The organism is Streptomyces scabiei 87.22, assembly GCF_000091305.1.
GTDB lineage: Bacteria > Actinomycetota > Actinomycetes > Streptomycetales > Streptomycetaceae > Streptomyces > Streptomyces scabiei.
Window position 1 is genome coordinate 2045288 of sequence record NC_013929.1, and the last position, 22374, is coordinate 2067661.

General features: G+C 73.9%; 19 protein-coding genes. 4 read left to right on the plus strand and 15 right to left on the minus strand.

Annotated elements, in window-relative coordinates:
* Positions 1 to 4: 4 nt before the first annotated feature.
* From SCAB_RS08580 to SCAB_RS08615, 8 genes are all read right to left on the minus strand, one after another.
* Complete coding sequence (locus SCAB_RS08580; protein WP_012999667.1) at positions 5 to 784, minus strand: exodeoxyribonuclease III; 780 nt, start codon at positions 782 to 784, stop codon at positions 5 to 7.
* Positions 785 to 854: 70 nt separating this feature from the next.
* Positions 855 to 1490, minus strand: a complete 636-nt coding sequence (locus SCAB_RS08585; protein WP_012999668.1) for an MBL fold metallo-hydrolase — start codon at positions 1488 to 1490, stop codon at positions 855 to 857.
* A 24-nt stretch (positions 1491 to 1514) separates the two neighbouring features.
* Complete coding sequence (gene pcaDC, locus SCAB_RS08590) at positions 1515 to 2813, minus strand: bifunctional 3-oxoadipate enol-lactonase/4-carboxymuconolactone decarboxylase PcaDC (protein ID WP_012999669.1); 1299 nt, start codon at positions 2811 to 2813, stop codon at positions 1515 to 1517.
* Between the two features lie 267 nt (positions 2814 to 3080).
* Entirely contained in the window at positions 3081 to 5363 is a 2283-nt protein-coding gene (locus SCAB_RS43700) for an SWIM zinc finger family protein (RefSeq protein ID WP_012999670.1), read from the minus strand.
* A complete protein-coding gene (locus SCAB_RS08600; protein ID WP_041670448.1) occupies positions 5360 to 8209 on the minus strand; it encodes a DEAD/DEAH box helicase in 2850 nt (949 codons plus the stop codon). Before SCAB_RS08600 ends, SCAB_RS43700 begins: the two co-directional genes overlap by 4 nt.
* 138 nt (positions 8210 to 8347) lie before the next feature.
* Positions 8348 to 8929: a hypothetical protein gene (locus tag SCAB_RS08605; protein WP_012999672.1), complete on the minus strand. Its 582-nt coding sequence runs from the start codon at positions 8927 to 8929 to the stop codon at positions 8348 to 8350.
* Positions 8926 to 10071, minus strand: a complete 1146-nt coding sequence (locus SCAB_RS08610) for an ROK family glucokinase (RefSeq protein ID WP_012999673.1) — start codon at positions 10069 to 10071, stop codon at positions 8926 to 8928. The genes SCAB_RS08605 and SCAB_RS08610 overlap by 4 nt, the downstream gene beginning before the upstream one ends.
* Positions 10072 to 10207: 136 nt before the next feature.
* Positions 10208 to 10945 carry a GntR family transcriptional regulator gene (locus SCAB_RS08615; RefSeq protein ID WP_012999674.1) on the minus strand — a complete coding sequence of 246 codons (738 nt, stop codon included), beginning with the start codon at positions 10943 to 10945 and terminating at the stop codon, positions 10208 to 10210.
* Between the two features lie 129 nt (positions 10946 to 11074).
* Between SCAB_RS08615 and SCAB_RS08620 the strand changes: the two genes are divergently transcribed.
* A complete protein-coding gene (locus tag SCAB_RS08620; protein ID WP_012999675.1) occupies positions 11075 to 12085 on the plus strand; it encodes a Gfo/Idh/MocA family protein in 1011 nt (336 codons plus the stop codon).
* Between the two features lie 152 nt (positions 12086 to 12237).
* Here SCAB_RS08620 and SCAB_RS08625 read toward each other — a convergent pair whose 3' ends face one another.
* Positions 12238 to 13428, minus strand: a complete 1191-nt coding sequence (locus SCAB_RS08625; protein WP_012999676.1) for a cytochrome P450 family protein — start codon at positions 13426 to 13428, stop codon at positions 12238 to 12240.
* Between the two features lie 35 nt (positions 13429 to 13463).
* The gene (locus tag SCAB_RS08630; RefSeq protein WP_037724231.1) at positions 13464 to 14138 is read right to left on the minus strand and encodes a response regulator; all 675 of its coding nucleotides are present in this window, start codon (positions 14136 to 14138) and stop codon (positions 13464 to 13466) included.
* A gap of 148 nt (positions 14139 to 14286) precedes the next feature.
* On the opposite strand from SCAB_RS08630, the gene SCAB_RS08635 reads away from it, so the two are divergent.
* A complete protein-coding gene (locus SCAB_RS08635) occupies positions 14287 to 15315 on the plus strand; it encodes an aldo/keto reductase (protein WP_012999678.1) in 1029 nt (342 codons plus the stop codon).
* Between the two features lie 19 nt (positions 15316 to 15334).
* Here SCAB_RS08635 and SCAB_RS08640 read toward each other — a convergent pair whose 3' ends face one another.
* Positions 15335 to 16180, minus strand: coding sequence for a hypothetical protein (locus SCAB_RS08640; protein ID WP_012999679.1), 846 nt, complete (start codon positions 16178 to 16180; stop codon positions 15335 to 15337).
* A gap of 270 nt (positions 16181 to 16450) precedes the next feature.
* Complete coding sequence (locus tag SCAB_RS08645; protein ID WP_012999680.1) at positions 16451 to 17728, minus strand: sensor histidine kinase; 1278 nt, start codon at positions 17726 to 17728, stop codon at positions 16451 to 16453.
* Positions 17729 to 17907: 179 nt separating this feature from the next.
* On the opposite strand from SCAB_RS08645, the gene SCAB_RS08650 reads away from it, so the two are divergent.
* On the plus strand, positions 17908 to 18111 hold the full coding sequence (locus SCAB_RS08650) for a hypothetical protein (protein WP_012999681.1): 204 nt from the start codon (positions 17908 to 17910) through the stop codon (positions 18109 to 18111).
* A 46-nt stretch (positions 18112 to 18157) separates the two neighbouring features.
* On the opposite strand, the gene alc is transcribed toward SCAB_RS08650, so the two are convergent.
* Positions 18158 to 19297, minus strand: a complete 1140-nt coding sequence (gene alc, locus SCAB_RS08655) for an allantoicase (protein WP_012999682.1) — start codon at positions 19295 to 19297, stop codon at positions 18158 to 18160.
* A 52-nt stretch (positions 19298 to 19349) separates the two neighbouring features.
* Positions 19350 to 20690: an allantoinase AllB gene (allB, locus tag SCAB_RS08660; RefSeq protein ID WP_012999683.1), complete on the minus strand. Its 1341-nt coding sequence runs from the start codon at positions 20688 to 20690 to the stop codon at positions 19350 to 19352.
* Between the two features lie 269 nt (positions 20691 to 20959).
* Here allB and SCAB_RS08665 point away from each other — a divergent pair, with 269 nt between their 5' ends.
* Entirely contained in the window at positions 20960 to 21769 is an 810-nt protein-coding gene (locus SCAB_RS08665; protein ID WP_012999684.1) for an IclR family transcriptional regulator, read from the plus strand.
* A gap of 138 nt (positions 21770 to 21907) precedes the next feature.
* Here the strand turns inward: SCAB_RS08665 and SCAB_RS08670 are convergent, their stop codons facing one another.
* A complete protein-coding gene (locus tag SCAB_RS08670; protein WP_012999685.1) occupies positions 21908 to 22198 on the minus strand; it encodes a DUF5955 family protein in 291 nt (96 codons plus the stop codon).
* Positions 22199 to 22374 lie beyond the last annotated feature (176 nt).

Consider the following 22374-nt stretch of genomic DNA (forward strand, 5'->3'; position numbering starts at 1 on the left):
GGCCCTAGACCTCCAGGTCCACCACGACCGGCGCGTGGTCGGAGGCGCCCTTGCCCTTGCGCTCCTCACGGTCGACGTACGAGTCGGTCACGGCCTTCGCGAACGTCTCGTTGCCGTACACCAGGTCGATGCGCATGCCCCGGTTCTTGGGGAAGCAGAGCTGGCGGTAGTCCCAGTACGTGAAGGGGTGCTCGTACTTCAGGGGCCGGGGGACGACGTCGGTCAGGCCCGCCTCGCGCAGGGAGGCCAGGGCGGCGCGCTCGGCGGGGGTGACATGGGTGAGGCCCTCGAAGGCGGCGACGTCGTACACGTCGTCGTCCGTCGGCGCCACGTTGTAGTCGCCCATGACGGCGAAGGGGCGGCTGCCGGCCGCGTCACCGGCGACGGCGGCCTTCAGCGCCTCGAACCACTGGAGCTTGTACGCGTAGTGCGGGTGGTCGACCTCGCGGCCGTTCGGCACGTACACCGACCAGACGCGGACCGGGCCGCAGGTGGCGGAGATCGCGCGGGGCTCCACCGAGCCGTCGTAGCCGGGGTCGCCGGGCAGGCCCTTGACCACGTCCTCGATGCCGACGCGGGAGATCACCGCCACGCCGTTCCACCGGCCCGTGGCGTGCACCGCCGCCTCGTAGCCCGCCTCCCGGAGCGCGTCGAGCGGGAAGCCGTCCTCGGCGATCTTGGCCTCCTGGAGGCAGAGCACGTCCGTGCCGCTGCTCTCCAGCCAGGCCAGGAGCCTCGGGAGGCGGGCGGTGATCGAGTTCACGTTCCAGGTCGCGATGCGCATGCTCCACAACCTACCCGGCGGGTACGACAACGCCGGTCCCGCCCGGTCGGGGGCGGGACCGGCGCCCCGGTCAGACGTCCGCCGAGGCGCCGGGGGCCAGGCGCAGGTGCTCCGCGCCGCCCAGGGAGCCGATCTGGCGGTCGTAGATGGGGCGGGCGAGGTCGGTCAGGAGGGCGTCGTGGATGTCGTACGCCCGGTGCGGCTTCACCTCGCGGACGTAGTCGATCACCTCGGAGATTTTGCTCCAGGGGGCCATGACGGGCAGCATCAGCGTCTCGACGGCGTGGCCGGGGACGGTGAGGGCGTCGCCGGGGTGGAAGACACGGCCGGCGTCGACGAGGTAGCCGACGTTGGTGATGCGCGGGATGTCCGGGTGGATCACGGCGTGCAGTTCGCCGTGGACCTGGACGTCGAAGCCCGCGGCGGTGAACGTGTCGCCGTGGCCGACGGTGTGCACCCGGCCCGGGAACGCGGCGGAGATCTTCTCGGCGACGGAGCGCAGGGTCCAGATCTCGGCGGCCGGGTTGCCCTCCAGGGCCGCCCGCAGCCGTCCCTCGTCGAAGTGGTCGGGGTGCTCGTGCGTGACCAGGACGGCGTCGGCGCCGGCCGCGGCGTCCTGCTCGCTGAACCCGCCCGGGTCGATGACGAGCGTGCGTCCGGCCTTCTCCAGACGGACGCAGGCGTGCGACTTCTTCGTGAGCTTCATGGGTCCATCCTGCCCCCGGCCGGCTCACTCCTGCGGAGTGGTCTCCTCGCGGATGACCTGCTGGGCCACCCGGAACGCGCTGTTCGCGGCAGGCACCCCGCAGTAGACGGCGGCCTGGAGGAGGACTTCCTTGATCTCGTCCGGGGTCAGGCCGTTGCGCAGGGCGGCACGGGTGTGGAAGGCGAGTTCGTCCAGGTGTCCGCCGGCGACGAGCGCGGTCAGCGTGACGCAGCTGCGGGAGCGGCGGTCGAGGCCGGGCCGGTCCCAGATCTCGCCCCAGGCGTAGCGGGTGATGAACTCCTGGAAGTCGCCGGAGAACTCGTCCGCCGTGGACAGCGCCCGGTCGACGTGCGCGTCCCCGAGCACCTCGCGGCGGACCTTGAGCCCCGCGTCGTAGGGGTCCGGTCTGCCCAGTGCCTCGGGCTGGGCGGCGGCCGGGGCGATCTCGGCGACCGGTCCGGCCTGCGGCGGCACGACGGCCAGGGCCGGCTTGACCGGGGTCGCGGGGATGGCGATCTGGCCGGTGGTGGAGTCGTAGGCGGGCTGCCAGGCCGTGGAGAAGTGCCGGACGAGGAGGTCGGTGACGGCGGCGGGCTGCTCGACCGGGACCAGGTGCGAGGCGCCGGGGACGACGGCGAGCCGGGCGTCCGGGATGCCCGCGACGAGCGTACGGGCCTCGGCGGGGCCGGTGACCTGGTCGTCGGAGCCGACGAGGACGAGGGTGGGGACGCCGATGCGGCCGAGTTCGGCGCGCACGTCGAACGAGGCGAGTGCCTCGCAGGCGGCGATGTAGCAGCCGGGGTCGGTGGTGCGGACCATCTGTACCGCCCACTCGGTGATCGCGGGCTGTGCCGCCGCGAACCCTCCGGTGAACCAGCGGTCCGGGGACGTCCGGGCGATCGGGTCCAGGCCGTTCGTACGGACGATCACACCGCGCTGGCGGAACTCGTCGGGCGTGCCGAAGCGGGGCGAGGCGGCGATCAGCGCGAGCGAGGCGATGCGCTCGGGATGACGAAGCGCCAGCTCGGCCCCGATGGCACCGCCGAGCGCGCACCCGGCGTAACCGAAACGCTGCACGCCGACGGCGTCGAGCGTGGCCAGCAGCCGGGCCGCCAGCTCGGTGACCGAACCGCCGGGATAGGCGGGGGCACCGCCGTGACCGGGCAGGTCGAAGCGGAAGATCCGCCACTGCTTGGTCAGTTCGGGGACCTGACGGTCCCACATGTGCCAGGTCGTGCCGAGCGAGGGCCCGAGGATCAGGACCGGGGCGTCGTCCGGCCCGTCGAACCGGTACTGGAGGGCGGGGGTCTGCGTCTCACTCACCGCTCCACGCTAACGTCCCCGGCCGGGTGCTCGGCCCCGGGCCCCCGAATCGGCCCGGACGGCTCCCGAACATCAGCGGGCAACTCTCACATCGTCTTCACCTGAGCGCAGGTCACCGGGCGGGCGCGCGGCGCGCGCGGCGCGCCGGGCCAGGGCGTCGAACAAATGTCCCCGCGTGTCGCGCGGCGCGTGTCCCGCGGTGCGCGCCGCTGTCCCGCCACTGCCCGGGGAGGGGCGCGGGTCGTCCCTCCGGCGCCGGGCGGCCCGTCAGTCGTCGGAGGCCCCGAGCCCGGTCAGGGCGCCGACCGGGTCGAGGTCCGGGGTGCCTCTCGGCCACCAGTCGTCGTGGCCCGGTTCGGACTCGTACGCGTACCACAGGCCGTCGCGGCCGAGGCGGAGCTGGATGTGGCCGCGGGGGTGGGTGAGGTGGTTGCGCCAGGGGCGGAAGGCCGGGAGGTCCGCGGCGCGCAGCGAGGGGCGGGCGCGGTCGAAGCGGCCGGCCGGCGGGTCCCAGGGCTCCTCCATGACGGTCAGCCCTTCCGGACCGCCCTGTCGCCAGGCGGCGACCGCGCGGGCCAGGTCGGCCGGGGTGCGGCCGGTGGCCGCGGCCAGCGACGCGTACAGGGCCCGGGTCGCGGCGGTGAGACCGGAGCCGGGGCGGGCGGCGGCGAGCCGGACCGCGTCCTGCCACAGCGTCAGTTCGGCCACCGGGTCGCGTCCCGTGGTGAGCAGCGCGTGGGCGCGGGCGGCCGCGTCGGTGGCCAGCTGGTCCAGCGCGAAGGGGTCCGGTCCGCCGGGCGCGCCCGGGTACACCGGCGGCTGCTCCGGGTGCGGCGGCGGGGGCAGGGGGGCGGGCAGTGGGGGGAGGGCGCGCGGCGCGAGGGCGTCACGGGCCCGGACCCCCGGGAACGCCGCAGGCTCGTGCCCCTGTTCCTGCGCGGCGCGGGCGGCACGGGCCGCGTTCCGCCGGGACAGGGCGTCGAGCAGGTCCCGCTCGCCCCGCCCCCGCAACAGCAGCAGTACGAACGGGTCCTCGTCCAGCAGCCGCGCGGCCTGGTAGCAGAGTGCCGCCGCGTGCTTGCAGGGGTGCCCGAAGTCGGGGCAGCTGCACCGGGGTTCCAGCTCGCCGGCGCCGGGCAGCAGACGCGTGCCCCGGCCCGCGCCGGGCCCCGGCCCCGCCAGGGCGGGGGGCAGTTCCTTGTCCAGCAGCGCGGCGATGTGGGCGGGCTGCTCCGCCGCCGCGTCCAGGAAGCGGTCCCACTCGTCGGCGTCCAGGGTCCGCAGCCGCAGTTGCACCCGGTACGGCCGCGCCCTGCTGCCGTGCACGTATGCCAGCACCAGCCCGGGTGTCACCGTGATCGCGTCCACCCGGCCCTGGTCCGCGTAGGTCCGCCCCCGCGCCAGCCGTGCGGGGTCGAGCGCGCCTTCCTCCAGCGCGGTCACCCAGGCATTGCCCCACCAGCTCTCCGCGAACGCCTCCCCGGCCGTGGGGCGTGGGGGGAACGGACGGAAGGTACGCCGCAGTTCACCGTCCCGGGAGGGGGCGCCCATGGTGCGGGGGACACGGGGGGCCGCGGGGAGGCCGGTGTCCGGACCCAGGAGAGACGGCCGGTCGGGGTCGGGATTCGGGCCGGGGTCGGGTACCGCCGAGGGGTGCGCCGGGCGGGCGGAGGGGCCGCCTGCCGGTGGGGCCGGGGGGCGCGGCGACAGTGACTGAGGGGGACCGCCCCCCGCCGAACCGGGGTTGTGCGGCGCGGAGTTCGGGCCCAGTTGATCCGCAGGAGCCGCCTTCCCGGCTGTCGTGCCGGGGCCCGCCGCCTCCCGGTCCCGCGCGACCGGGGCCGCCGTGGAGGCCGGGGCCGCCGTGGAGGCCGTGGAGGCCGTGGAGGCCGTGCCGGATTGCGGCCACGTGTCGGGGGACATCGACTCGGTTACTTCCGAGGGGAGTTCGGGCCCGTCGGGCGTACGGGGCGCCGGAGCCCGGTCGGGCGGCGGCGTCGCGCGCCGCGCGTCCCGGTCCTCGCTGTCGACGTTCTCGGCGCGCGCGGCCTCCGCCTCGGCGCGGGCCCGGACGGTGGCCTCGCGGGCGGCCCGCAGGGCCTCGCGGGCGATGTCGCCGGGGCGAGCCGCGGGCCTGCCCGTCTTCCCGGGCGAAGCGCCCGGACCGGGCCCGTCGTCGACTCGGGGGCTCCCCGGGGCGGCGGACGCACGCTCCGCCGGCTCCAGCGCGTCCTCGCGCTCCGGCGCCGGGTCCTGCGGACCCCCCGTCCGGGATTCCGCGGCCCTGCGCAACGCCTCCCGCGCCACGTCACCCGGCCGGGCGGGAGTCCGACGAGCCGTCCGGGCCCCGGACGGCGTGCTCTCCGTCACGGGCGCCGAAGCGCCCGGAGCGTCCGGGTCGTCCGCGCCGGCGGTGTACCTGTCCCGCTCCCGCGCCGCGCGCAGCGCCCGGCGGACGACGTCGGCGGGGCGGGCCGTGTCGGCGGGCCGGGCCCCGGTCGCAGAATCCGACCCCTGGGCCTCGGCGGGCGTCTCCTCTCCCCCGCTCATGTCTGCCTCCGCAACGACACCAGGTCGGTCAGCTCCCGGTCCGTCAGCTCGGTGAGCGCCGCCTCGCCGGAGCCGAGGACGGCGTCGGAGAGGGCCCGCTTCGACTCCAGCATCTCGGCGATGCGGTCCTCGACCGTGCCCTCGGTGATGAGGCGGTGCACCTGGACGGGCTGGGTCTGGCCGATCCGGTAGGCGCGGTCGGTGGCCTGTTCCTCGACGGCCGGGTTCCACCAGCGGTCGAAGTGGACGACATGACCGGCCCGCGTGAGGTTCAGTCCGGTGCCGGCCGCCTTCAGGGACAGGACGAGGACGGGTGTCGCCCCGCTCTGGAAGCGGTCCACCATGTGTTCGCGCTCGGTGACCGGCGTACCGCCGTGCAACAGCTCGACCGGGACCGCGCGGGCGGCGAGGTGCGCGGTGATCAGGCGGGCCATGCCGACGTACTGGGTGAAGACCAGCGCGGAGCCGTCCTCGGAGAGCAGTGTGTCCAACAGCTCGTCCAGCAGGGCCAGTTTGCCGGACCGGCCTACGAACCGTTCTCCGGTGGCGGTGGCCGGCTCCTCCTTCAGATACAGCGCCGGATGGTCGCAGATCTGCTTCAGGGCGCCCAGGAGTTTCAGGACCAGACCCCGGCGGGCCATGCCGTCCGCCGTCTCGATGGCGAGCAGCGACTCGCGGACCACGGCCTCGTAGAGCGCGGCCTGTTCACGGGTGAGGGGGACCGGGTGGTCGGTCTCCGTCTTGGGCGGGAGTTCGGGGACGATGCCCGGGTCGGACTTCTTGCGGCGCAGCAGGAAGGGGCGGACCAGCCGGGCGAGACGGGTGACCGCCTCGTCGTGGCCGGGGTTCTCGCCGTTCTCCACGGCGCGGGCGTGGCGCGCGCGGAACGACTTCAACGGGCCGAGGAGCCCCGGTGTGGTCCAGTCGAGCAGGGCCCACAGTTCGGAGAGGTTGTTCTCGACCGGGGTGCCGGTCAGGGCCACGCGCGCGGGCGCCGGGATCGTACGCAGGGCCTTCGCCGTCGCCGAGTAGGGGTTCTTGACGTGCTGGGCCTCGTCGGCGACGACCATGCCCCACTCCTGCTGGGCGAGGCGCGGGGCGGTGGAGCGCATGGTGCCGTAGGTGGTGAGGACGAAGCCGCCGGCGAGGTCGTCCAGGGTGCGGTCGGGGCCGTGGAAGCGGCGCACGGGCACTCCGGGGGCGAAGCGGGCGATCTCGCGCTGCCAGTTGCCCAGCAGGGAGGCGGGACAGACGACCAGCGTGGGTTCCGGACGGGCCCGGCGCAGGTGCAGGGCGATGACCGTGATCGTCTTGCCGAGGCCCATGTCGTCGGCGAGGCAGCCGCCGAGGCCGAGGGAGGTCATGAGGTCCAGCCAGGCCAGGCCCCGGAGCTGGTAGTCGCGCAGGGTGGCACGCAGGCCGGGAGGCGGGTCGACCGGGCCGACACCGGCCGTCAGGCGGTCGCGGAGTGCCGCCAGCGCGCCGACCGGTACCGCCTCCACCGTCTCGCCGTCGACCTCCGTCCGGCCGGTGAGGGCCACGGACAGGGCGTCCACCGGGTCGAGCAGGCCCAGTTCGCGTTTGCGGGCCTTGCGGACGAGGGCCGGGTCGACGAGGACCCACTGGTCGCGCAGGCGCACGATCGGGCGGTGGGCCTCGGCGAGGACGTCCATCTCGGCCTCGGTGAGCGGGTCGCCGCCGAGCGCCAGCTGCCAGCGGAAGCGCAGCAGCTCCTCGCCCTCGAAGAAGCCGGTGCCGTCCGTGGCGGAGCCGGGGGCCGGGTGGACCTCGGCGCGGGCGCTCAGGTCGTGGGCCAGGTCCCGGGGCCAGTGCACGGCGACGCCGGCCGCCGCGAGCCGGGTCGCGGCGACGCCCAGCAGGTCGGACAGCTCGTCCTCGGAGAGGGCGAGGACATCGGGGACGTCCTGTTCGCAGAGGCGGTCCAGCGGCGGCCAGACGCGGGCGGCGCGCCGGACGGCGAGGGCCGCGTCCACGCGCGCGCGGGGTCCGAACGCCGCGTCCGCGTCCCCCGACCACAGGGCGGCGGCGTCGGCGACGAGCGTGGGGTCGGCGAGGCTGTGCACCTGGACGACCGCCGCGCCCGCCCGCGAGGCGCCTTCGCTGTCGTCGAAGAGGTCGTGCGCCGCGAGGTCCAGGCGCAGGGAGACGCGGACGCCCGCGTCCATGCCGGCGGCGACCTCGGCCGCCCAGTCACGGGCCCGCGGCAGCCGCTGTCCGGCCTGCGCGGCGAAGGGTTTCCCGCAGACGTACGGCGCCGCCGGGCCGCGGGGCAGGGTGTCGGCGACCGCGTCCAGGAAGGACCGCACCAGGGGCTCCGGCTCGGGCAGCCGCAGCGGGCCCCTGCCGGGCAGCGGGACCGCGTGGCCCTCGGGGGGCAGGGCGGCGGCGACGGCCCTGAGGTGCGCGATGTCGTCCGGGTCGAGCGGACCCGCGCGCCAGGCGTCGTACCCCTCGGCGGTCAGCCCGGGCAGCAGGCGGCCCCGGGCGACCAGGCGCAGCGCGTGCAGCGCGGCCGCGCCCCAGCAGGCCGTGGCGGCGTGGGCGGCGGGGTCGCGGCGGGCGCGGGTGAGCAGGGGGAGGGCTTCGCCGATGGTCAGGCGGACGGCGGGGACGGTGCCTCTGCGGGCTCCGGAGCCGTGCTGCCGTACGACCGTGAGGTCCTCGGTGTCGCCCGGTGGCGGTGCGTCGCCCTCCGGGTCCCAGAACGCGAACCGTCCGTGGCGGGGCAGCGGGGCCGGGAGGAAGACGGCGGCCAGCCGGACGGGGACGGCCGGGCGCGTGGGGGCGGGGCCGGCGTCGGTGCCGGGAACGGCGGTGTCCCCCATGGGTCCGGTCACCCCGCCTTCGGTCGGTGGAGCCGCCCGGGGTGCGGCTCCGATCACTGCCTCCGACTCTACGGGCGGGGTCCGACAATCGGTCGCGGCGAGCGGGCGACGGCCCGCCCGCGGCGGTGTCCGTGCAGGTCAGGGCACGGTGCGTGAGACCACGTACACCATCGGATGGTTCGGGTCGGTGCGGTTCACGACGATGTCGTGGGTGGGGGCGGGGTTCTTCCGGTCGCTGACGAGGCCGTACCAGGGGCCGACGCCGGTGAAGTCCCAGCCGACGATCCCCCGGTCGCGGGCGTTGATAGCCATCTTGTCCTTCTTCAGGTCGGCGGTGCTGGTGCCGATCTGGTTCAGGAAGCTCTCCAGGCCCTCGTTGCTCGTGTAGAACTGCACGTAGAGGCGGCTGGTCCGCCAGTTGTTCGTCTCGTAGTAGGCGACGTGCTTGGAGTACGGCGGGATCGGCACCTGGTAGAGGCGCCGCTGGACCAGGGAGGGCCAGTGGGCGGTGAGGCCGGTCGCCGAGTACTTCTCCTCCTTGTCCTTGCCGCTGTCGCGGCTCTGGTTGGCGGAGATCACCAGATAGCCGGCGGGTACGCCGATGAGCAGCACGATGATCGCCAGGGTGATCGCCCGGCGGCGGTTGCGGTGCCTGCGGTCCTCGGGGGGCCGCTCCGGCTCCTCCGGGGAGGAGCCCTGGCGCGGCACCGACGTGGTCACGCGGTGTCCTGGGTGGTGCGGCGGGCCTCCACGTACCTCGCATAGCGCTCGTACCGTTCCACCCGGCGCCGGTTGGCGCGGCGGAAGCGGCGGGCGACGAGTCTGGCGAGGTCTGCGGCGCCCACCATGCCGGCCTCGGGCCCGAGCTGGGCGCGGGCGATCCGGGCCTCGGGGCGGTAGCCGCGGCCGGTGAGGTGGCGGCGGAAGGCGTCCCGGGCGGGGCCGATCAGCAGGTCGTCGGCGGCCGAGACACCGCCGCCGATGACGAAGCAGGAGGGGTCGAGGGCGGCGGCGAGGTTGGCGATGCCGACGCCGAGCCACTGGCCGATGTCCTGGAGCAGCTCGATGCACATCGCGTCGCCCTCACGGGCCAGCTCGGTGATCATCGGGCCGGTGATGTCCCCGATGTTCCCCTTGACGTGCTCGATGATCCCGTACGCCACCGGGGAGTCGGCCGCCGCGAGTTCGCGGGCCTCCCTGACCAGGGCGTTCCCCGAGCTGTACTGCTCCCAGCAGCCGCGGTTGCCGCACGGGCAGCGGTGGCCGCCGGGCACGACCTGCATATGACCGAACTCGCCCGCGACCCCGAACTTGCCGCGCTTGACCTGGCCGTCCTCCAGGATCGCGCCGCCGATACCGGTACCGAGGGTGATCATGACCAGGTGGTCCTCGTCGCGGCCGGCGCCGAACCGCCACTCCGCCCAGGCGGCGGCGTTGGCGTCGTTGTCGACGAGGACGGGTACGGCCAGGCGGCCGGCGAGGCGGTCGCGCAGGGGCTCGTTGCGCCAGGACAGGTGGGGGGCGAACAGGACACGGTTGCGGTCCGCGTCCACCCAGCCGGCGGCGCCGATGCCGACGGCGTGCACGTCGTGCCGGTCGGAGAGGTCCAGGACCAGTTCCGTGATGGTGTCCTCGACGACCTGGGGGCTCTTGGACTTGTCCGGGGTCTCCGTGCGGAGCTTCTCCAGGATGTTGCCGTCGGCGTCCACGACGCCCGCCATCACCTTCGTGCCGCCGATGTCGATACCGACGGTGGGGACGCGGGGGGCCGTCAGGTGGGAGCGGCGCTCGCGCGTTCCCACGGTCCGCAGGACGGTGGCCCGCGCGGAGCCGCGGTGGGTGAAGTCGCGGTAAGTGCTCATCGGGCCGATTCTGCCTTAGCGCTCCGCTTGGTGTGGCGTGGGGGCGGGGGGTGCCGTGGGTTGTTTTTCGGGTGCGGGTCCGGTGGGGCTTCCCGCGCAGTTCCCCGCGCCCCTGAAAAGCAGGGGGTGCCCTCTTCTACGACCGCACCAGGAGCTGGAAGTCGAACGAGTAGCGGGAGGCGCGGTAGATGTGGGTGCCGTATTCGACGGCGCGGCCCGTGTCGTCGAAGGTGGTGCGCTGCATGGTGAGCAGGGGCGCGCCCTCGGGTTCGGTGAGGCGGTCGGCCTCGTCCGCGGTGGCCGCCTTCGCGCCGATGGTCTGGCGTGCGCTGTGCAGGGTGATGCCGGTGGCGCGCATGAGGCGGTAGAGGCCGGTGGCTTCGAGCTGGGGGGAGTCGAGGTCGATGAGGTCGGCGGGGAGGTAGTTGCAGAGGTAGGCCACCGGTTCGCCGTGGGCCAGACGGAGTCGCTCGATCCGGTGGACTTCGCCGCCCTCCGCGACGGCCAGGGCGGCGGCGACCTCGGCGGACGCGGCGACGGTGGTGTTGAGCAGGACGCGCGTGGCCGGGCGCTGGCCGGCGGCCTCCAGGTCGTCGTAGAGGCTGCTCAGTTCCAGGGGCCGTTTGACCTGGCTGTGCACGACCTGGGTGCCCACGCCGCGGCGGCGTACGAGCAGGCCCTTGTCGACCAGGGACTGGATGGCCTGGCGGACGGTCGGGCGGGACAGGCCGAGGCGGGCCGCCAGCTCGATCTCGTTGCCCAGCAGACTGCCCGGGGTCAGCTCGCCGTGCTCGATCGCGGCCTCCAGCTGCTGGGACAGCTGGAAGTAGAGCGGGACCGGACTGCTGCGGTCGACGCTGAGCTGGAGCGACACGGTCGGAGCCTCTTCTGGTTTCGGCACGGGCCGAGCGTAGCCCCGGTGCAGGATGACGGGAAGTTGCGTAGTTCGGTTGTCCGGACAAAGCATTGACACAGCGGCGGGTACCACCCCACTTTGTTTCCCATGCGCATCGGACTCATCGGCGCGGGTCGCATCGGGACGTTTCACGCGACCACGCTCAGCCGCCACCGCGACGTCGGTTCTCTGATCATCACGGACGTCGATCGGGCGCGGGCCCACGACCTCGCGGAACGCCTCGGCGAGACGGTGGCGCCGGGGGTGGACGAGATCTTCACCTGGGGTGTGGACGCCGTGGTCATAACGGCCGCCACCTCGGCCCACGGCGAACTGATCGGTCGGGCAGCACGCTCGGGTCTCCCGGTCTTCTGCGAGAAACCCATCGCCGTGGACCTGCCGAACACGTTAAACGCGCTGACCGAGGTCGACGCCGCCGGGACGGTGCTGCAGATGGGGTTCCAGCGGCGCTTCGACTCCGGCTACGTCACCGCGCGGGAGGCGGTGCGCGCGGGCCGGCTCGGGCGGCTGCACACGGTACGGGCGCTCACGGCCGACCGGACGCCGCCGCCCGCGGCGTACCTGCCGGTCTCCGGCGGGATCTACCGGGACACGCTGATCCACGACTTCGACATCGTGCGGTGGGTGACGGGCCGCGAGGTCACCACGGTGTACGCCACCGGGTCGGACGCCGGGCACCCGATGTTCCGGGAGGCGCACGACCTGGACACCGCCGCCGCCGTGCTCACCCTGGAGGACGGCACGCTGGTGACGGCGACGGCGGCGCGGGTGAACGGGGCCGGGTACGACGTGCGGCTGGAGCTGGCCGGGGAGCTGGACACCGTGGTGGTCGGGCTGGACGACCGTACGCCGGTCGCGTCGACGGAGCCGAAGGGGCCGCCGCCCGCGGACAAGCCGTGGACCGGGTTCCTGGAGCGCTTCGCCGCCGCGTACGAGGCCGAGATCGGTGCGTTCGTGGAGGTGGTGCGCGGGGAGCGGGCCAACCCCTGCGACGGGCGCGAGGCGCTCCAGGCGCTCCGGGTCGCCGAGGCGTGCGAGCTGTCCCGGCTGGAGAACCGGCCCGTGAACCTCGGGGAGATCGCGGGGGGTCGGGAGTAGCGGTTTGCCTCCGGCGTGCGGGGTGCGCTCCGTCCGGGGGGCTTGTGCCGTGTCGCGGCCGCGGGTCCGGTGGTGGCTGGTCGCGCAGTTCCCCGCGCCCCTGAAAGGCAGGGGCTGCGCCCCATGCCTTTCGGGCCCGCGGAGAACCACTCTCACCAGCGGAGCGGCAGGCTGCGTACCCCTCGTATCAGCATGCCCGGGAGCCAGGGGCCCGGGGGGCCGTCCAGGGTCAGGGCGGGGCAGCGGTCCAGGAGGGATCTCAGGGCGACTCGGGCCTCCAGGCGGGCCAGGGGTGCGCCGAGGCAGTAGTGGATGCCGTGGCCGAAGGCGAGGTGGCCGCGTGTGTCGCGGTGGAGGTCGAAGGCGTCGGGGCCTGGATAGCGGGCGCCGTCGCGGTCGGCGGCGGCCAGGCCGATCAGGACCGCGTCCCCCGCCGGGACGGTGGTGCCGCCGATGTCCAGCGGCTCGGCGGCGTAACGGAATGTCGCGTTCTCCACCGGGCCCTCGTGGCGCAGGGTCTCCTCCACGACCGCGTCGACGAGACGCGGATCGGCGCGGACCTCGGCGAGTTGTCCGGGGTGGGTGAGCAGCGCGTGGACGGCTCCGGTGACGAGGTTGACCGTGGTCTCGTGGCCGGCGACCAGGAGGATGAAGGCCATACCGCGCAGTTCGGCGGGCGACAGGCGGTCGCCGTCCTCGTCGGTCGTCCGGATCAGGGCGCTCAGCAGGTCGTCGGCGGGCGGCGAGCGGCGCTTGTCCTCGATCAGTTCCCCCAGGTAGGAGGCGAGCTGGACGAACGCCTCGTACTCGCTCTCGCCGCTGGTCGGGGCGACCGCCTCCGTGGACAGCTTCCGGAAGGCCGCCCGGTCGATCTCGGGCACGCCGAGCAGCTCGCAGATGACGGTGAGCGGCAGCGGGTACGCGAACGACTCCACGAGGTCGGCGCGGCCCCGCGGCACCATGGCGTCCAGCAGCGAGTCGGTGATCTCCTGGATCCTCGGCCGCAGCCGCTCGACCCGGCGTCCGGTGAACTCCCGGGATATCAGCCCGCGCAGCCGGGTGTGCTGGGGCGGGTCGGCGACCAGCAGGTACTTGCCGATGAGCTCCTCGTCGAGGAACGTCATCCCGATCTTCGAGCCGTCCTTGGACAGCCGGGGGTCGGCGAGCGCCGCCCGGGCCTCCTCGTACCCCACGACGAGCCAGACCTCGTGGTGCGCGTCGGGCTTCGGCAGCCGGACCCGGTGCACGGGCCCCCGTTCGCGCAGTGCGGCGTAGACGGGGTGCGGGTTCTCGGTGAACCCCGGCCCGTACTCCCCCAGATCGATCACGTCTTCCTGTTCCATGGCTCCCCCCTCATCCGTCCAACTCCCGGGGCGGGTCAGGAGTGCCCGTCGTCCTCCGGCAGTCCCGCGTCGTAGGTCAACAGGGCGATCTGCACACGGTTGTTGAGGCCGAGTTTGGCGAGGACGCGGGAGACGTGGGTCTTGACGGTGGCGACGCTGAGGAAGAGTTCCGCGGCGATCTCGGCGTTGGAGGCGCCGCGGCCGACGGCGACGGCGACCTCGCGTTCGCGGTCGTTGAGGACGGCGAGGCGCGCACGGGCGGTGTCGTGGCGGGTTCCGGGGGCGCCGTCGGCGGCGTGGGCCATGAGCCGGCGGGTGACGGCGGGCGAGAGGACGGGGTCACCGGCCGCGACCCGGCGCACCGCGTCGACGATGTCGGCGGGCGGGGTGTCCTTGAGGACGAAACCGGCCGCGCCCGCGCGCAGGGCGCGCAGCACCTGGTCGTCGGCGTGGAAGGTGGTGAGGACCACGACCTGGGGCCCGTCCGCGCGGGTGCGGAGCCGCTCGGTGGCGGTGAGGCCGTCGACGGTCGGCATCCGGATGTCCATGAGGACGACGTCCGGGCGGGTGCGGTCGACGAGGGCGTCCACCTCGTCGCCGTCGGCGGCCTCGCCCACGATCTCGATGTCGTCGGCGCCGCCCAGCATGAACGTGAGCCCGGCGCGCACGAGGGGGTCGTCGTCGACGAGGAGGAGTCGGATCGCGGTCATCGTCCCACCGTTCGGAAGTCGGTCATGAAGCACCTCTCGTGCCGGTCGCGGGTCCTACCGTAATGACACTCCGTGCCGGAGCCGCCGCGCCGCCGCGGCCGACCCGTTAGTGTCGGCCGGTACGGCATTCAACTGACGGAGGTTTTGGGTGCGTTACCGACTCCTGGGCCGGACCGGGCTCCGCGTCTCCGAGCTGTTCCTGGGCGCCATGACGTTCGGGGAGCAGGGCGGGGTGGGGGCGCCCCGGGAGGAGTGCGCGCGGATCCTCGACGTGTACGCGGAGGCCGGCGGCAACGTGATCGACACGGCCGTCAACTACCGGGGCGGGGAGAGCGAGCGGATCGTGGGCGATCTGCTCAAGGGGCGGCGCGACCGGTTCGTGCTGTCCACCAAGTACACCGTCTCCCGCGACGGCACCGACCCCAACGCCGCCGGCAACCACCGCAAGAACCTCGCGCTGTCCCTGGAGACGAGCCTGCGCCGGCTGGGCACCGACTACATCGACCTCTACTGGGTGCACATCTGGGACCGGAACACCCCGGTCGAGGAGACGATGCGGGCCCTCGACGACGCCGTACGGTCCGGGAAGGTGCTCTACGTCGGCATCTCGGACGCCCCGGCCTGGGTGGTCGCACGCGCCAACACCCTGGCGGAATGGCGGGGTTGGTCGGCGCTGTCGGCTCTGCAGGTGCCGTACAGCCTGCTGGAGAGGGACATCGAGCGCGAACTGCTGCCGATGGCGGAGGCGTTCGGCATGTCGGTGGCGGCCTGGAGTCCCCTGCAGAACGGTGTCCTGTCCGGCAAGTACACCCGCCCGGGCGGGGTGGCGCCCGGCGCCACCACCCGGCTGTCGGCCGAGGCGATCGGGGCGCGCGAGCGCGCGGTCGCGGAGGCCGTGCAGAGCGCCGCGGACGAACTCGGCGCCACCCCGGCGCAGATCGCCATCGCCTGGACCATGGCCCACTCCCCCGCCGTCCATCCCATCGTCGGCGCCCGCCGCGTCGAGCAGCTCATGGACAACCTGGGCGCCGCCCGTCTCGTCCTCCCCGAGGAGGTGCTGGCCCGGCTGGAGGAGACCACCGCCTTCCGGGTCGGCTTCCCCGGCGACTTCATCGACGAGGCGTCCGCCTGGGTGTACGGGGCGGCGGGGCAGCGGGTGGTGCCGCGCCGGGTGTGACGGCGTCGGGGGGCGCTCCTCACGCACGCAGGCGTACCCCGTACCGGGTGCGCAGCCGGCTGATCTCCCACCACGCGACGGCCGTCACCGACGCCGGACCGCCGACGAGGGCGGCGAGCTGGACCAGGGGCGGGCCCGGCGGCGGTCCGCCGACGGCGAGGTTGATGGCGGAGAACTCCCAGACCAGGGCGCCGGTGAGCAGCGCGGGGAGCGCGGGATGCACATCGACGGTGTTGAAGGCGCCGCGCACGGCGGGCCCGGTGGCGAAGACGACGAACAGCAGCACCCAGAGCAGGGGAACCAGCAGGGCGAGAGGCACCCACAGGCTCAGGTCCTGGTCCAGGCGGGTGCGGGTGTAGTAGATCGCCCCGGCGAGGAGCGGGATCGCCGTGAAGGCGCCCACGTACCACAGGGCGGACCTGCCGGCGGTGCGCAGCGGGGCGCGCATGGCCCGGCGCGCGTCAGGCGACGACCAGCGGAACAGGGCGGCGACGACCACGGGCGCGCTCAGGAGCAGCAGCCAGGGGCTGACGGTCAGCCTCATCATGAACTGCTGCTGCGCCTGGTCGACGTCCTCCGGTCTGCCGTACACCGCCAGGATCAGCAGCGACATGAGGGTGGCCGTCCAGGCGCGTCGGCGCTGCATCCGTGTCACGTCGTCGTCCGGGGTGCGGTGGCGGGGGCGGGAGGGGAAGACCCGGCGGGCGGGGCGGCGGGCCGAGCGCGCCAGCGGGTAGCCCACCAGCAGACCGACGACCATCGGCCACGCGCACATCGCGGCCAGCGCCCAGAGGCAGCCGTGCAGCCGGAGTCCGCTCAGGAACTGCCCGAGCGGCGGCCATTCGTCCTCCCGCAGCCGCCGCACGAGCGTGGGCGGCGGGCCGTAGGGGGGATACGGCGGCATGTATGGGGGGTTCGGTGGGTGTGGTCCGCCCGGTGGCGGCCAGGGTGGCTGATACGGGTTCCGTCCCCCGACGCTCACTGCGCTGTCCCCTCCCGTCCCGGTCGCGGGACGCTCCAGTGCCGTGTGCCGTACGTGCCTCGGCGGCCGTACGGGTCAACTGGCCATCTTGGGGGACGAGATGGCGTGGCGCACCCCGATATGGAGGGTCCGCTCGAAGGTGTGGCCCCGGGGTCACTCCCAGGGCAGCGTCGCGCGCACCGCGAAACCGCCGTCGGCCTCGGGGCCGTGGTCCAGGCGGCCCCCGGCCAGGGTGGCGCGCTCGGTGAGGCCGATGAGGCCCTGGCCGGAGCCGGGGACGTGCGGGACCTCCCCCGGGGGCGCGGGGTTGCGCACGGCGACGGTGATTCCCTCGCCCGGGGCACCCCGCACGGTGACGGTGACCTCGGCGCCGGGGGCGTGCTTGCGGGCGTTGGTCAGGCACTCCTGCGCGATGCGGTAGGCGGTGCGGCCTACGGAGGCGGGGACGGCGGCGCGGTCGGTGACGTGCTGGTCGAGGGTGACCTTCATGCCGGCCTCGCGGCACTCGGCGACGAGGGTGTCCAGCGCGGCGAGGGTGGGCTGGGGACGGCCCGCCTCGTCGGGTGCGCCGGCGCGCAGCACGCCGATGATCTCCCGCAGGTCCTGGAGGGCCTCGTGGGCGCTCTCCCGGATGACGCCCGCCGCGCGGACGATCTCGGGGCGGGGCGCGTCGGGCCGGAACTCCAGGGCGCCCGCGTGCACGCTCAGCAGGGTCAGGCGGTGCGCCAGGACGTCGTGCATCTCCCGCGCGATGGACTCGCGGGCGAGCCGTTGCGCCTGTTCGGCCCGCAGCGCCGCCTCCGTCTCGGCACGCCGGGCGCGGTCCCGGAAGCTCAGCATGAGCTGCCTCTTGGCGCGCACGAACATGCCCCAGCCGACGGTGGCGGCGGTGAGGAGCACGGTGAAGAGGACCACCCAGGGGTAGGCCAGCTCCGGGTCGGGGCGCAGCCAGTAGAACAGCGGGTTCAGGAGGAGGCTCACGCCGCCGATCCAGGCCACGTACCGGAAGGGCCGGTGCACGGTGAGGGTGAAGAGGGCGATGAGGCCGGCGCCGCCCGCGGTGTTGGACACGAAGCAGACCGGGAGCATCGCCACGGCGAGGCCGACGGGCCAGCGGCGGCGCAGCCAGACGGCCGCGCAGGCGAGCGCGCCCAGCACCTGGTCGAGAACGGCGAAGATCTGCGGCAGGCCGTGCTCGTTCCTGACCGCCTCCACGCCGAGGAGACCGATGAACACGGCCAGCACGAAGCAGGAGAAGTCGACGACCCAGTCGCGCGCGGTGCGCCTGGGCCGCCGTCCGGGACGGCCGGGGACCGAGCCCTGGCCAGGACCGGTGCCGGGAGCGAGGTCGTCGTCAAGCAGGGCCGACGGCAACAGCCAGCTCCGCCCGGGGAAGGCCGGGGGTTCCGGCACCGGCTTGTCACCCTTCACGGTCGACGAATCTACGCGGGGTCGGACCTCACCACCTCCCCCGCGCCGGTGAACGCGACGAAAGTAGCGGCCCGGCCGACTTTGGGCGGTCCGCGAGCCCGTGGACCGGTACTCCGGTCGGGCGTTCACCGCCCCGCGGCCGATGAACGGGCGGGCGCCGCGGGGCGAGGATCCCTTGTATGAAGCAGTTGTTGGAGTTTTTCGGGTTCCTCGCCCTGCTGCAGGGCACGGGCGGTCTCGTGTACGAACTCACCGGCAAGCTGAAGTGGGGGGTGACGCAGCGGTGGAGCACCCTGGACGGCTACGAGATCTATGTGAGCATCGCGCTGATCGTCCTGGCGATCGCGCTGTTCGCGGCGGCGGATGGCCGGAAGTCCGGCTGACACGCCACCGCCGGGGCGGGCCGAGTCGTGCCCTTCCCAACGCCGCTCAGCCGCCCAGTTCCTGGTGGCGGGCCGACAGACGGGTCGCGCCCTCCTGTGTCAGGGAGCCGAACAGACGCAGCCGGGAGATGCCGCCGTCGGGGTAGATGTCGACGCGGGCGTGGGTGGCCACGACCGGGGCGTCGAGGACGAAGCGGTGCAGGGTGTCGGGCTGTAGACGGGTGCGCGGGAGGATCTCGGTCCAGTCGCCGTCGACGCCGTCCTCGCCGTCGCGCACCGAGACCGTGGCCCAGCCGGCCGCGTTGCCCTTGAGGTACGCCGTGTCGATCTCCAGCGCGCGGATCTCGGACTGGGCGGCCAGGCGGTAGCGGATCCAGTCGTTGCCCCGGTCACGGCGCCGGCGGGTCTCCCAGCACTCGTGCATCACCCGGGCACGGCCGGGCTGGATGGTGTTCGTGGCGGGTGAGTAGAAGAGGTTGGAGGCGTCCTCGGCCCGGCCGCCGTTCTCCAGGGCGACCACGTCGAAGGTGCCGAGGGCGGCCAGCCAGGCCGGGTCGGGGACGACCTCGCCGTACACCCGCAGGCGGGCGACGCCGCCGTCGGGGTGCTGGTTGAGGCGGAGGTGGGTGAAGCGCTGCTCCACGGAGACCTCGAAGCCGTTGGCCGCGTGGCCGCCGACCGGGGTGCGCGGGACGAGGGTGGTCCACTTGACGTCGTCGGCCAGCAGCTCCGCCGGCGACGGGAACCCGTCCACACACGCGGCCTCGACGGAGACGGCCTGCGGGTAGTTGCCCCGGAAGTGGGCCGTGTCGACGACGATCCCGCGGATCACACCGGGCGCGCCCAGGCGGACCAGGGCCCAGTCATGGTCGTCGGCCGTCGGCCAGGGGTGGTCGGCCGAGGCACCCCGGCGGCGGCGCGTCTCCCAGCCGTCCATGATCTTGCCCTTGTGCCCGAAGTGCTCGGGGTCGAACTCGGCGCGCTCGGGCACCAGCAGGTTCTCGCGCTGGGCGAAGAACTCGTCGTTGGCGGCGACCACACCGGCGCCGAGCCTGCGGTCGGCGAGGTCGGCGTACCGGGTGAAGGGGAAGTCGGCGGTGCGGTAGTCCGCGTACGGGTCGCCGCCGCCGTACGGGCTCGCGTCGCCGGTGAAGCCCGCCGACGGGGAGTGCTGCTGCGCCGTCACGATGATCAGGTCTGCCTTTCGGTGGTCGCCTGCCGCGGGTGCGGAGGGTGGATCAGGGGGTGCAGGTGAGGAGTTGTCCCTTCGGGGCGGTGAACTCGCCGTCCGCGACGATGCGTTCGCCGCGCAGCCAGGTGGACTTGACCACGCCGTACAGGGTCTTCCCGGCGTACGCGGTGACGCGGTTGCGGTGGTGGAGCGCGGCCGGGTCGACGGTGAAGGTCTCGTCCGGGGCGAGGACGGCGAAGTCGGCGTCGCGGCCCGCCTCGATGGCGCCCTTACGGTCGTCCAGGCCGACCAGTTCGGCGGTGCGCGACGACATCCAGCGGACGACGTCCTCCAGGCCGTGGCCGCGCCGGCGGGCCTCCGTCCAGACCGCCGCGAGGCTGAGCTGCAGGCCGGAGATGCCGCCCCAGGCGGTGGCGAAGTCGTCGGTCTTCAGGTCGGCCGTGGACGGGGAGTGGTCGGTGACCACGCAGTCGATCGTGCCGTCCGCGAGGGCCTGCCAGAGCAGATCCCGGTTGGCGGACTCCCGGATGGGCGGGCAGCACTTGAACTCGCTGGCCCCGTCCGGGACTTCCTCGGCGGTGAGGGTGAGGTAGTGGGGGCAGGTCTCGACGGTGAGGCGGACGCCGTCCCGCTTGGCCTCGGCGATCAGCGGGAGCGCGTCGGCGGAGGAGAGGTGCAGGACGTGGACGCGCGCGTCGAGGCGGCGGGCCTCGGCGACGAGGGTCGCGATGGCGCTGTCCTCGGCGTCGCGCGGGCGGGAGGCGAGGAAGTCGGCGTACCGCGGGCCGCCGCGCTGGGGTGCGGCGTCGAGGTGGTGCGGGTCCTCGGCGTGGACGATGAGCAGGCCCCCGAAGCCGGCGATCTCGGCCAGGGAGCGGGCGAGTCCGTCCCGGTCCAGGTGCGGGAACTCGTCCACGCCCGACGGGGACAGGAACGCCTTGAAGCCGAAGACCCCGGCGTCGTGCAGCGGCCGCAGCTCCTTGACGTTGTCGGGCAGGGCGCCGCCCCAGAAGCCGACGTCGATGTGCGCCTTGTCGGCGGCGACCTCGCGCTTGACGCGGAGATGGCCGGGCGTGGTGGTCGGCGGGAGGGAGTTGAGCGGCATGTCGACGAGGGTGGTGATGCCGCCGGCCGCCGCGGCGCGGGTCGCCGTCCAGAAGCCCTCCCAGTGCGTGCGGCCGGGGTCGTTCACATGGACGTGGGTGTCGACGAGGCCCGGCAGCAGGACGTGGTCGCCGAGATCCTCCAGGCGGGCATCGGGCGGCACCTCGGCGTCGTACGGGAGGACGGCCGTGATCCTGCCGCCGGCGACGGCGACCGCGGCGGGGCGCGTTCCGTCGGGGGTGAGGACACGCGTCGAGCGCATCACCAGTTCAGCCTCGGACACCCGGACCCCTCTCCGTACCGCTGCTCTCTTCCGCGTCACGGTATTAACTTCCGCGTAACGGAATTCAACGTTCTGTTGAAGGAGTTTTCACCCCCGCCCGCACCCCGTCAAGGGCACGCCTTCCACTCTGCCTCGCCCGCATCCACTCTGGATGTTTCCACAAGACGGAATTAGAATTCCACTGAGCAGAACGTAGTGACGCACAAGCGAGTAGTCAACGAACTGCCCGGTAGGCTGCGACCTCCCTGCCATCCGAAAGGACCGTGCCCGTGCCGACGTCCAGCGCCAGCGCCACCGAGTCCACCAAGTCGTCCTCCGGTGGCGTCCAGTCCCTGGAGCGCGCCTTCGATCTGCTGGAGCGGATGGCGGACGCCGGCGGCGAGGTGGGTCTCAGCGAGCTGTCCGCGAGCAGCGGGCTGCCGCTGCCGACCATCCACCGGCTGATGCGGACGCTGGTGGTCTGCGGCTACGTCCGTCAGCAGTCCAACCGGCGGTACGCCCTCGGCCCGCGCCTGATCCGCCTCGGCGAGTCCGCGTCCCGGCTGCTCGGCACCTGGGCGCGGCCCTACCTGGCGCGCCTGGTGGAGGAGACCGGCGAGACGGCGAACATGGCACTCCTGGACGGCGACGAGATCGTGTACGTGGCCCAGGTGCCGTCCAAGCACTCGATGCGGATGTTCACCGAGGTGGGCCGCCGGGTGCTGCCCCACTCCACCGGCGTCGGCAAGGCGCTGCTCGCCGACGTCCCGGCCGAGGAGGTCCGGGCGCTGCTGTCCCGTACGGGCATGCCGGCCGCCACCGAGAAGACGATCACCACCCCCGAGGGCTTCCTGAGCGCCCTGGAGGAGGTCCGCCGGGTCGGGTACGCCGTCGACGACAACGAGCAGGAGATCGGCGTCCGTTGCCTCGCCGTCTCCGTCCCCGACTCCCCCACCGCCGCGGCCATCTCCATCTCCGGCCCCGCCGGGCGCGTCACCGAGGCGGCGACGGAGCGGATCGTGCCGGTGCTGCGTCAGGTGGCGGTGGAACTGTCGGAGGCGCTGGCGAGTTCGGGCGCGGGAACGGCCGCCGGGAGCTGAGGGCGCGCAGCCGGGCGCAAAGCGACGGGGCCTCTCTCGCGGTGGCCAGGCCCCCGGAAAGCGGGCAGCACCGCCGCCTCTTCAACCCGCAGGGCCGTCGGCGCCGCCTCTTCGCGGTCCGCAGGGCCGTCGGCGAGGTCAGTGCCGTCGCGGCGGTTCCCCGAAGAGTTCGACCGCGGTCCGTACGTCCGCCAGCCCCCTGGCCAACGCGCTCACCGACCCTATCGACCCCGCGATCAGCAACAGGGACCGTCGTAAGCGCGGCACCTCGGGCATGCCGGTGACCACCATCGCCGCGAGCGCCGCCAGTTCGTCCTCGGCGATCCCGCGGTCGGGGAACTCGGCCGGATGCGCGGCCAGTTCACGGCGCAGCCGGGACACGGCCGACCGCAATCCCGCCACCCTCGGATCCTCGTCACTGCCGGTCACTGACCTCTGCCCCAAGCTCCGCAACACAGCCCTCCCCCTCCCCGCCCGCTCCCTCGCGCGCGAGGCACGGCCGTGCGCCCGGGCACGGCCCGCCACCGGTGGCGTCGGTCGGGCGCCGGAGGTGGCGCGGGACAGTTAACGCCAAACGGTGTGGCGAGCGCCACCACGGGGACCGA

What these genes read in the sequence shown, in the direction of transcription:
- SCAB_RS43700 (WP_012999670.1), bottom strand. Translation starts at nt 5,363, where the DNA reads ATGAGCGGGGGAGAGGAGACGCCCGCCGAGGCCCAGGGGTCGGATTCT.
- SCAB_RS08600 (WP_041670448.1), bottom strand. Translation starts at nt 8,209, where the DNA reads ATGGGGGACACCGCCGTTCCCGGCACCGACGCCGGCCCCGCCCCCACG.
- SCAB_RS08585 (WP_012999668.1), bottom strand. Translation starts at nt 1,490, where the DNA reads ATGAAGCTCACGAAGAAGTCGCACGCCTGCGTCCGTCTGGAGAAGGCC.
- SCAB_RS08620 (WP_012999675.1), top strand. Translation starts at nt 11,075, where the DNA reads ATGCGCATCGGACTCATCGGCGCGGGTCGCATCGGGACGTTTCACGCG.
- SCAB_RS08580 (WP_012999667.1), bottom strand. Translation starts at nt 784, where the DNA reads ATGCGCATCGCGACCTGGAACGTGAACTCGATCACCGCCCGCCTCCCG.
- SCAB_RS08630 (WP_037724231.1), bottom strand. Translation starts at nt 14,138, where the DNA reads ATGACCGCGATCCGACTCCTCCTCGTCGACGACGACCCCCTCGTGCGC.
- SCAB_RS08625 (WP_012999676.1), bottom strand. Translation starts at nt 13,428, where the DNA reads ATGGAACAGGAAGACGTGATCGATCTGGGGGAGTACGGGCCGGGGTTC.
- SCAB_RS08610 (WP_012999673.1), bottom strand. Translation starts at nt 10,071, where the DNA reads ATGAGCACTTACCGCGACTTCACCCACCGCGGCTCCGCGCGGGCCACC.
- SCAB_RS08650 (WP_012999681.1), top strand. Translation starts at nt 17,908, where the DNA reads ATGAAGCAGTTGTTGGAGTTTTTCGGGTTCCTCGCCCTGCTGCAGGGC.